The organism is Dyadobacter sp. (genome assembly GCF_051859145.1).
In the GTDB taxonomy this organism is placed as follows: domain Bacteria; phylum Bacteroidota; class Bacteroidia; order Cytophagales; family Spirosomataceae; genus Dyadobacter.
Genome location: NZ_JBHYGF010000099.1, coordinates 1 through 7045, shown reverse-complemented (window position 1 = coordinate 7045; position 7045 = coordinate 1). Strand labels below are relative to the sequence as shown.

Here is a 7045-nt window from a genome sequence, read left to right as displayed (position 1 = left end):
GAGTCGCCGGATGCGCCGAATGGCGGCAACTTCTACCCGAGCAATTACGACAACCCGCACGATTTTACGCTGATCTCCAACTACCGCTTCTCGCACCGGTTCAGTCTTTCATTCAACTTTACATACAGCACCGGCCGGCCCTATACCCCGCCAATCGGCAAGTACCTGATCGATGGCGCGCAGCGGGTTTACTATGCAGACCGCAACCAGTTCCGCATTCCGGATTACTACCGGACTGATGTGTCGATGAATATCGAAGGAAATCACAGGATCAAAAAGCTGGCGCACAGTTCCTGGACACTCGCGGTTTATAACCTGCTGGGCAGGAAAAACCCGACTTCGGTGTACTTCCAGACAGTTGGCGGAAGGGTAAATGGATACCAGCTTTCCATATTCGGCCAGCCGATTCCTACCATTACATACAATTTCAGATTTTAGGAGAACAACATTATATGAGATACTGGTTATTTAAACTCGGCTTTTTTGCGCTGCTGCTTATTCTGGATAGTTGCGTCGAGCCTTTTTCACCGCCCGAAGTCAACTCTGTTGAAAAGTACCTCGTGGTAGACGGTTTCCTGAATGTAGGACAGGATACAAGCAGGATCGAGTTGCGGCAGACGCAGAATGTAAATGAGCCAACAGTCAATCTGAGCGTCGAAGGGGCTGTTATTGCCGCAGAATCAGAAACTGGCGAGAGCTACAACTTCACAGACGCGGGCAGGGGATTGTACCTGCTCCCGCCTCAGCAATACAATGAGAATACAAAATACAGGCTGCGGATCAAATTGGCCGGAAAAGAGTATATGTCCGAATTCGTGGAGGTTACGAAGACACCCGCGATTGATAGTCTGACCAACCGCTTTGATGCGGGTCAGGATGCCATGATTTTTTACGTAAATACCCACGATCCCAATAACAACACGCATTTCTACAGATGGAAGTTTGAAGAAACCTGGGAATACAGGTCTGCTTACTACTCCTATCTGGAAGTTGTGGATAAAAAGATTGTGACCCGGAATAAGGATATCAACCAATGCTGGGGAAGTATGCGATCAGGAAGTATCCTCCTGGGTTCCACGATCAAGCTGAGCAGTGATATCATCAAGGATCTTCCGCTATTTAAAGTACCTGTTTCTACCAATAAGCTTTATATCAGATACAGTGTGCTGGTGCGGCAATATGCACTTTCCCGGGAAGCATTTGAGTATTGGACAAGTCTTTCCAAAACAACCCAGGGTACAGGCAGCCTGTTTGACCCTCAACCTTCACAGGTTACCGGGAACATTCACAATGTAAACGATTCGAAAGACCTCGTGTTCGGCTATTTCAGCGCAGCTACCGAGCAAACAAAGCGGCTGACCATTGCGCCGCACCTGGGTAATTTCCCCCGCTGCATGCCGCCCGATACTTTCGATATTGTCTGCCGCCCCAACAGCGACAGGCAATGCGCGCTGGAAACAGCCGCACTGTTGATGTCTTTCGGAGGAGAAAGGGCAGAGTACATTCTGGGCGCGCCGGCCAGCTGCATTGATTGCAGGACACAAGGCGGAACAACCACAAAACCCACTTTTTGGTAGCTATTCATACTGCGAAACTCATGTGTAAACTCGCGAGGTCCTTTATTCATATCTTTTTGCTGATCGCATTTCCGCTTATTGCGAGCGCGCAGGAAGATCCCATGGTCACTTCTATGAAGCAGCGCTTTGACTTATATGCAGGGCGCGCGGTCCAGGAGAAAATGTATGTGCATCTGGACAGACCTTTTTATCTGGTAGGAGAGACTGTCTGGTTCAAAGCGTATTTGCTCAATGGCGAGACGCACCGGTTCCTTGATTTGAGCAAAGTAGGTTACCTGGAAATTCTAGACCTGGATAACAACCCGGTCGTGCAAACCAAATTCTCCATGCAGGAAGGAAAAGGGAACGGATCAGTGCTGCTGCCGGCTGCGATTATCAGCGGAAATTATAAAGTGCGCTGCTATACCAACTGGATGAAGAATTTCGGCGCAGATCAGTTCTTTGAAACTGCAGTGTCCATTGTGAATCCGTTTGTCAGGTTCGAGCCGGATCGTACTGTAAAAGGTGAAAGCAAGTACGATGTGCAATTTTTCCCGGAAGGCGGGCGGCTGGTGCAGGGGCTGGCCAGTAAAATTGCATTCCGTGCGGTCGCGGCCGATGGAAAGGGAATCCGGTTCAATGGAGCTGTTGTCAATGCACAGAATGATACCATTCAGAAATTTGCGCCCTCGATCAATGGAATCGGCAGCTTTGCATTTACCCCCAAAGAAGGCGAGACTTACAAAGCTTACGTAACCGATGCAAAAGGTAACCGCACGGAATATGCGCTTCCTGCGGTTGAGGGACAAGGCTTTGTTATGCAGGTAAAGGATTCTACCGACCAGTGGCTCAAAGTGTCCGTAACTGCAAAGCTGAATACCGACGAGCCCGTATATGTTTACATGCTCGCGCACACTAGGCAGGCCAATCCGGTGATCGAGAAAAAGCCGCTTATCAGAAACAGGACGTATTTTCTGGTTGATAAAAGCAAGTTGGGGGAAGGGATTTCGCATATCACGATTTTCAATGAGAAGGTGAAGCCGGTTTGCGAGCGGTTATATTTCAAGCGTCCCCAAAGCAAGCTCGACCTGGAAGCAAATCTGGCCAAAACATTCATTACCCGCGAAAAAGTCGCATTGAACCTTTCAGCGAATGTAGCTGCGGCGGCTGAACAGCTGACGAACCTGTCAGTGGCTATTTACCTCGAAGATTCCATTCAGGCAGATCCTCAGCAGGATATAGCAAGTTACCTCTGGCTCAATTCCGATTTAAAAGGCACCATAGAATCGCCCGCTTATTATTTCAGCAATGTGAATAAGGATACCGCTCAGCAGCTGGACAATTTAATGCTGACGCACGGCTGGCGGAGGTTGAAGTGGGATAATGTATTTGGTAATCAGCCACCCAAGTACGAAAATGTGCCTGAACATGACGGCCACTTCATTACGGGGCGCATTGTAAGCAGGGAAGACGGAACTCCTGCCAAAGGAAAAGATGCATTTCTGGCTGCGCTCGACGTTCCGGCAAGGTTATATGTAGCCCAGAGTGATCAGAATGGAAAGGTAACTTTTGAAGTGCGCCGTTTTGAAGGACCCAAGGAGATCACGGTACAAACCAATCTCGCAATGGATTCGACTTATAAGTTTGAGATCGCCAATCCGTTTTCAAAGCAGTTTTCCGGTAATGCGGCGCCCGCTTTCTTTTTTGACAAAACCCTCGAAAACCAGCTGCTGACACGCACGATCAATATGCAGACCGGCAACTCTTATCTGCCCCGGGTTTATACGCAGAAGAAAGTCACATTAACCGACTCGGTCGCATTCTTTGGTGTGCCCGATGAAAAGTATTTCCTTGATGATTTCACCCGTTTTCCAACAATGGAAGAGGTTTTGCGTGAATATGTAAAAGGAGTTCTAGTGAGAAGAAGACAGAAGGAATATCATTTCAGGATGATAGACAAGCTTTTGCCAAACACTTACTATGACACCGATCCTCTGATCATGGTAGATGGAATTCCGGTTTTCGATGCAGATAAGATCATCGAATTTGATCCATTGAAAGTAAAGAAAATTGAAGTACTGAACTCGCGCTACTTCCTGGGGCCGCTGACATTTACCGGAATCGTAACTTTCACAACCTACGGAAATGACCTCGGCGGCTTTGAGCTCGATCCGAAAGTACTTGTGCTGCCTTACGAAGGCGTGCAGGCGCAACGCGAGTTTTATGCTCCCAAGTATGATGCAGCCAGCGCCAACAGCCGCATTCCCGATTTTCGCAACCTGCTCCATTGGGCACCGAATGTAGTGGCCGACAAACACGGAAAAGCTGCGCTTGAATTTTATACCTCCGACCAAACCGGCAAGTACCAGGTTGTTATCCAGGGAATTACACCCGCTGGTGTGGCGGGCAGCAAGCGGTTCTCTTTCGAGGTCAACAAAAGGAATTTCTGATCAGATGTAAAATTCGGAGGTGTGCTTGATCTCTTTCAACACGAAAGTGCTGTTCAGTACACCTATATTGTCGATTTTGGATAATTTATACTTGACAAAATCGTGGTACTCGTCGAGGCTGGATACATTGATTTTAAGTAAAAAATCCACCTGCCCCGCCATGTGGTAGCATTCCTGTACTTCATCCAGGTCCTGGATTTCCTGCTCAAACTTCTCGATAAAAGCTTCATTGTGGTATCGCATTGATACCTGGCAAATGGTAGTTACCTGCCGGTTGATCAGCTTCTTGTCCAGGATCGCCACATAATGTTTGATATACCCCAAACTTTCCAGTCGCCTGATCCGCTCGTAGACCGGTGATATTGTCAGATTAAGCATCGTAGCGATTTCCTTGGTCGTTTTTTTTGCATCTTTTTGAAGAATGCGAAGGATTTTGGTATCGATTTTGTCCAGTTGTTCCATGGTGCAATAATATTTGCTGCCGCAGCTTGAAAGTGGATATGTGTAAAAGGTGATTTTGCTGGAATGTAGCTAATGTGCGGTAATGTTTCCTGCATAATTGCCTGATTGTTGAAAATAAATTTCTGAAAACGCAAATTGCAAGTGATTTATGCTTTAAACAAGAATCCCTATGAAGTCAGAAAATGTTTTGGTAATCGGGGCGAACGGTCAGATCGGTTCTGTTTTGGTGGAGTACCTGCGGGAGATCTATGGGATCGATCGCGTAGTAGCCTCCGACCTTCGGAATCCTGAATTGGAAAAAGGCATTTTTGAGCTGCTCGACGCGACAGACGCGACTGCACTTGCGGCGATTGTGAAAAAACATAAGGTTACCCAGATTTATCATCTGGCAGCAATCCTTTCTGCAAAAGGCGAGCAGGAACCTTTGAAAACCTGGCATATCAATATGCAGACTTACTTCAATGTGTTGGAAGTTGCGAGAGAAAACAACGTTCAGAAAATATTCTATCCGAGCTCAATCGCAGTTTTCGGCGATCAGGTTGATGCGCGGGCAGAACAATGGTCTTATCTGGACCCGGGAACGGTTTACGGGATCAGCAAGGCTGCCGGCGAAAACTGGTCAAACTACTATTTCAAAAGGTACGGGCTGGATATCCGCTCAATCAGGTATCCGGGCATTATTGGCTACCAATCTATGCCAGGCGGAGGTACCACGGATTATGCAGTGGACATTTACCACAAAGCTGTAAAAGGGGAGACGTTTGAATGCTTTTTAAAGGAAGATACAACATTGCCGATGATTTATATCACCGACGCAATGGACGCAACGGTGCGGCTGATGGAAGCGCCCGCTGAGAAAATCACCGTCAGGACAGGATATAACCTCGCAGGAACCAGCTTTTCTCCAAAAGAGATCGCAGCCAGTATCAGCAAGTGCATTCCGGATTTTAAGATCACATATAAACCTGACTTCCGCCAGCAAATTGCCGAATCGTGGCCACAGGAAATTGACGACACACAAGCCAGAAAAGACTGGGGCTGGCGCGCATCTTACAACCTCGACAAGATGACAGAGGAGATGATCAAAGAGCTGACCATCAAGTACAAGCCGGTAAAACACTAGGTAAGTAAAATTGAAGTTGTGGTGAGTTGTCAGGTCATTAGGTCATTGGGTCAAACAGATCATTCGCTAACTCACAAACTCACACATTCAATCATTCAGTCATTCAGTCATTCAAAATTGAACCATGTACGCAACAATCCAGCAAGAACTAGAAAAAGAGCTCGACGCTATCAAAGAAGCGGGCTTATATAAAAAGGAGAGAGTTATTACCACTCCGCAGGCGGCAAGTATTGCTACTACCGACGGGAAAGATGTGCTTAACTTTTGTGCAAATAACTATCTCGGACTATCGTCGCACCCGGAAGTCATTCAGGCCGGAATAGAAGCGATCAAAACGCACGGTTTTGGAATGTCGTCGGTACGATTTATCTGCGGTACCCAGGACATTCATAAGGAACTGGAACGGAAAACCGCTGAATTCCTGGGAACGGAAGATTGCATCCTGTACGCAGCTGCATTCGATGCAAATGGCGGTTTGTTTGAGCCTTTGCTGAACGAGCAGGATGCAATTATTTCTGACGAACTGAACCACGCCTCACTGATTGACGGAATCCGGTTGTGCAAGGCAAAGCGTTTCCGGTACAAGCACAACGATATCTCAGATCTTGAAACACAATTGAAAGAGGCGACAGGAAGCAGAAGGATACTGATTGTGACCGACGGTGTTTTTTCAATGGACGGGACTATCGCGCAGCTTGATAAAATTTGTGACCTGGCAGAACAATATGGGGCAATGGTTATGATAGACGAATGTCACGCGACAGGTTTTATGGGCAAAACGGGCCGCGGCTCTCACGAGTTCAGGAATGTAATGGGCCGCATTGATATCATAACAGGTACTTACGGGAAAGCGTTGGGCGGCGCCTCGGGCGGTTTTACAGCGGCCAAAAAGGAGATTGTTGAAATCCTGCGTCAGCGTTCAAGACCGTATCTTTTTTCAAATACACTGGCGCCTTCCATTGTAGGCGCGTCTATCAAAGTACTTGATTTGCTTTCGTCCTCGACAGCACTCCGCGACAAACTCGAAAAAAACACAGCATACTTCCGCAAGGCTATGACCGAAGCCGGCTTCGATATCCTGCCCGGCGAGCACCCGATTGTTCCCATTATGCTTTACGAGGCAAAACTTGCACAGGAATTCGCCGCTAAATTGCTTGAAGAAGGCATTTATGTGATCGGTTTCTTCTACCCGGTTGTTCCGCAAGGTAAAGCCAGGATCCGCGTACAAATATCAGCCGGCCACGAGCAGGAACACCTCGAAAAAGCCGTAGCCGCATTCACGAAGGTAGGGAGGGATTTGGGAGTAATTTAGAAAAGGAGAAAGGGGAGGATGGAGGAAAGGGAGGATGGAAAAACCCTTTCGTCCCTTTCCTCCATCTGTCTTGTCCTGAAAAAAGTGGACACGTTTGTGAAATGTTTACTTCTTCATCTAAGCTGCCTTCATTCGGTGTACT

General features: G+C 47.5%; 5 protein-coding genes and 1 pseudogene. 5 read left to right on the top strand and 1 reads right to left on the bottom strand.

Translation table 11 applies throughout. From position 1 onward, the window contains the following. The 3 genes and pseudogenes from ACTIE6_RS07310 to ACTIE6_RS07300 all read left to right on the top strand — a co-directional run. Positions 1-438 (top strand): annotated as a pseudogene (locus tag ACTIE6_RS07310) (TonB-dependent receptor); the annotation flags it as partial. A 14-nt stretch (positions 439-452) separates the two neighbouring features. Beyond that, the gene (locus ACTIE6_RS07305) at positions 453-1577 is read left to right on the top strand and encodes a DUF4249 domain-containing protein (RefSeq protein WP_439556012.1); all 1125 of its coding nucleotides are present in this window, start codon (positions 453-455) and stop codon (positions 1575-1577) included. A 20-nt stretch (positions 1578-1597) separates the two neighbouring features. Then, on the top strand, positions 1598-4006 hold the full coding sequence (locus ACTIE6_RS07300) for a hypothetical protein (RefSeq protein WP_439556011.1): 2409 nt from the start codon (positions 1598-1600) through the stop codon (positions 4004-4006). On the opposite strand, the gene ACTIE6_RS07295 is transcribed toward ACTIE6_RS07300, so the two are convergent. After that, positions 4007-4468 (bottom strand): Lrp/AsnC family transcriptional regulator, encoded by a 462-nt coding sequence (locus ACTIE6_RS07295; protein WP_439556010.1) that lies wholly within the window; start codon positions 4466-4468, stop codon positions 4007-4009. It lies immediately after the preceding gene. A gap of 169 nt (positions 4469-4637) precedes the next feature. Here ACTIE6_RS07295 and ACTIE6_RS07290 point away from each other — a divergent pair, with 169 nt between their 5' ends. Together ACTIE6_RS07290 and kbl are read left to right on the top strand one after the other, a co-directional pair. After that, positions 4638-5591 carry an NAD-dependent epimerase/dehydratase family protein gene (locus ACTIE6_RS07290; protein ID WP_439556009.1) on the top strand — a complete coding sequence of 318 codons (954 nt, stop codon included), beginning with the start codon at positions 4638-4640 and terminating at the stop codon, positions 5589-5591. A 124-nt stretch (positions 5592-5715) separates the two neighbouring features. Next, positions 5716-6903, top strand: a complete 1188-nt coding sequence (kbl, locus tag ACTIE6_RS07285; RefSeq protein WP_439556008.1) for a glycine C-acetyltransferase — start codon at positions 5716-5718, stop codon at positions 6901-6903. The last annotated feature ends 142 nt before the right edge of the window (positions 6904-7045 follow it).

Coding starts and splice junctions, on each gene's coding strand:
- ACTIE6_RS07305 (WP_439556012.1), top strand. CDS start 453: ATGAGATACTGGTTATTTAAACTCGGCTTTTTTGCGCTGCTGCTTATT.
- ACTIE6_RS07300 (WP_439556011.1), top strand. CDS start 1,598: ATGTGTAAACTCGCGAGGTCCTTTATTCATATCTTTTTGCTGATCGCA.
- ACTIE6_RS07295 (WP_439556010.1), bottom strand. CDS start 4,468: ATGGAACAACTGGACAAAATCGATACCAAAATCCTTCGCATTCTTCAA.
- ACTIE6_RS07290 (WP_439556009.1), top strand. CDS start 4,638: ATGAAGTCAGAAAATGTTTTGGTAATCGGGGCGAACGGTCAGATCGGT.
- kbl (WP_439556008.1), top strand. CDS start 5,716: ATGTACGCAACAATCCAGCAAGAACTAGAAAAAGAGCTCGACGCTATC.